Source organism: Phaeobacter sp. HF9A, assembly GCF_011806385.1.
Classification (GTDB): domain Bacteria; phylum Pseudomonadota; class Alphaproteobacteria; order Rhodobacterales; family Rhodobacteraceae; genus Epibacterium.
This window is the reverse complement of record NZ_JAATOX010000229.1, coordinates 1-2,419: the sequence shown is the minus strand read 5'-3', so window position 1 is coordinate 2,419 and position 2,419 is coordinate 1. Positions and strand designations below refer to the sequence as shown.

2 protein-coding genes and 1 pseudogene are annotated in these 2,419 nt (G+C 62.3%); all 3 read right to left on the bottom strand.

Annotated features, from left to right (window positions below; genetic code table 11):
* Positions 1-27: 27 nt before the first annotated feature.
* A complete protein-coding gene (locus tag HCZ87_RS20545; RefSeq protein WP_254868726.1) occupies positions 28-441 on the bottom strand; it encodes a hypothetical protein in 414 nt (137 codons plus the stop codon).
* A gap of 317 nt (positions 442-758) precedes the next feature.
* Complete coding sequence (mltG, locus tag HCZ87_RS20540; RefSeq protein ID WP_167646959.1) at positions 759-1,913, bottom strand: endolytic transglycosylase MltG; 1,155 nt, start codon at positions 1,911-1,913, stop codon at positions 759-761.
* Between the two features lies 1 nt (position 1,914).
* Positions 1,915-2,419 (bottom strand): annotated as a pseudogene (locus tag HCZ87_RS20535) (beta-ketoacyl-ACP synthase II); the annotation flags it as partial.

Below are 2,419 nucleotides of genomic sequence, written 5' to 3'. Positions count from 1 at the left end.
GTGTCTTCTTCATCGGAATCTCCTCGTTCATCCTGCCGAGAAAATTCTACTTCCGCATCCCCTTAAGATCGGGGGGGGATTCCCCGCCTCATCCAGCTCCGCCAGAAAAATCTGCGTCATGAAGGGCGGCACGCAGGCCAGCCAGGCGGCGCTCGATCTCATCTCGGGCGGCACGGAGGTCGAAGGCCACCATGCGGGGGCACCAGGGGCGTGTTCATATGAGACAAGGGTTTTCTCCACTTTCTGGATGTCACGGATCAGACCGTCGAGCTTGGCAATCTGGGGTTTCAGACGGGAGGTGTCTGGATTGATCTCTTCCTCCGTTTCGAACTGGAGAAGAAACTCTTCGCTGAGCTTGCGCGCACGCCGAAGGCTCTCATGCAGAGAAAGCAAGAGCTCGGAGCTGATGGTCCTCAACTCTTCCGGGGTCGGTGCTGTCATGGGGCGGCTGCCTCGTGTCAAACGATCCACACGGAGAAACGGGAGGCGCGGATCACCCCGATGTGGGTCTGCGATCCTTGCCTGCGCGTTTTCCAGCTGCCGAGACTGGTTTTACTGCGTTTGAATAAAGATGCGTTCAACTCAGCGTCCGCCCTATAGGCAACGGCGAGAGATGCGAGGCTCTGCCTCGCGCTCCGGGATATTTGCAGTTAGAAGAAGGATACCCTCTCCCAGTTTCTTCTAACCCGAAATATCCCGGGGGGTGAGGGCTTTGCCCGCAAAGCACGAGGGGGGCAGCGCCCCCCTCTCTTGCTGTTTCAGTTGTTGCCGCGTTCCGCTTCGATCTGGCGCCATTTGGCCACGTTGCGGTTGTGCTCTTCGAGCGTTTCGGCAAAGGCATGGCCACCGGTGCCGTCGGCAACGAAGAACACGTAATCCGTCTTCTCCGGGTTCACCGCCGCCACCAAGCTATCAAGGCCCGGATTGGCGATCGGCGTGGGTGGCAGACCCTCAATCACATAGGTGTTCCAAGGCGTTACACCGCGCAGCTCGCTCTGGCGCAATCCGCGGCCCAGGATGCCCTCGCCTTTGGTGACGCCATAGATCACCGTCGGGTCGGTTTGCAGCCGCATGCCGCGTTTCAGGCGGTTGGTAAAGACCGAGGCCACCACGCCGCGTTCGGAGGCGACGCCGGTTTCCTTCTCGATGATGGAGGCCAGGATCAGCATCTCCTCTGGCGTTTTGACTGCTGCGTCGGGGCTGCGGGTTTCCCAGGCGTCGGCGATGCGCTTGTCCTGGCGGTTTTGCATTTCGGCCAGCACGGTGGCACGTTCGGTGCCGGGCGTGACCTCATAGCTGTCCGGCGCAAGGCTGCCCTCAGCCGGACGGCGGCCCGGATCGCCGGTCAGCACGTCCATCGCCTTCAGCGCCTCAACAACCTGCCAGCTGGTCACCCCTTCGGCGAGGGCAATGCGGTAGCGGGTGTCGCCTTCGGCCTTTTTCTCGGTGTAGACGGCGGGGGTCTCATCCACGCCGGGCACGAACTCCGCCTGTTCGACAAAGGCGTTGGTGGCGGGGTCCAGCTCGCGCACTTCGGCCAGCACCCGGGTCACGCCAACCCGATAAACGATCTCCGTGCCGCAGGTCGAGGCCCCGCCGCGGGTGATCTGATCGACGATAGCTGCCATCGATGCGCCAGGCTCCACCAGGTAGCTGCCAGCTTTCAGATCCTGCGCCTTGTCGGAGTATTTCACGCCAATGCGGAAGATGGTGCCGCTGCTGACGGCGCCATCTTCCTCCAGCTGGCGGCTGAGGCGGGACATCGTGGTGCCGCGCTCCACCCGCAGGCAGATCGCATCGGACAGCGGCCCCTCGGCGGAATATTCATTCTTGCCCCAGAGGATCACCCCCGCAAAGAGGAAGAGGCCGACGATCATCACCGTCAGCATATTCGAGGCCAGGCTGCGCCACATGTCAGTCGCTCACTTTTCCGAAGATCACCGAGGCATTGGTGCCGCCAAAGCCGAAGGAGTTGGACAGGGCCACGTTAATTTCCCGTTCCCGTTTGGTGTTGGGGGCGAGATCCACCGGGGTCTCTACCGCGGGATTGTCCAGGTTGATGGTCGGCGGCGCCACCTGATCCCGGATCGCCAGGATCGAGAAGATCGCCTCGATCGCACCTGCCGCGCCCAACAAATGGCCAGTGGCGGATTTGGTCGAGGACATGGTGGCATTCTTGGCGTGATCGCCGAGCAGCCGCTCCACCGCGCCCAGTTCGATGGTATCCGCCATGGTCGAGGTGCCATGGGCGTTGATATAGTCGATATCCTCGGGTTTCAGACCGGCATTGGCCAGCGCCGCGCGCATGGCACGTTCGCCGCCTTCGCCATGCTCGGAGGGGGCCGTGATGTGATAGGCGTCGCCTGACAGCCCGTAGCCCAGGACCTCGCCATAGATCTTGGCACCGCGCGCCTTGGCG